Below are 274 nucleotides of genomic sequence, written 5' to 3'. Positions count from 1 at the left end.
CGTATAGGCCGTCTTCACCGTCGTGAAGAACTCCTGCGCATAACGGCCCTGTTCCCGCGGGCCGTAGCTGGAGCCCTTGCGCCCGCCGAAGGGCACGTGGTAGTCCACCCCGGCCGTGGGCAGGTTCACCATCACCATGCCCGCCTGTGCATGGCGTTTGAAGTGCGTGGCGTATTTCAGGCTGGTGGTGGCAATGCCGGCGGACAGGCCGAATTCCGTGTCATTCGCCACGGCCAGGGCTTCGTCGTAGTCGCGCACGCGGATCACGCTGGCC

The 274-nt window shown here is 65.7% G+C and carries 1 protein-coding gene; it reads right to left on the bottom strand.

Features of this window, described 5'->3' with window-relative positions; all coding sequences use genetic code 11:
* Positions 1–274, bottom strand: a 274-nt coding sequence (locus tag CKO33_RS13340; RefSeq protein ID WP_200182708.1) for an aldehyde dehydrogenase family protein, incomplete at both ends; no start/stop codon positions are given.

Source organism: Ectothiorhodospira mobilis (assembly GCF_016584115.1).
Classification (GTDB): Bacteria; Pseudomonadota; Gammaproteobacteria; order Ectothiorhodospirales; family Ectothiorhodospiraceae; genus Ectothiorhodospira; species Ectothiorhodospira mobilis.
This window is presented reverse-complemented; position numbering and strand designations above follow the sequence as displayed.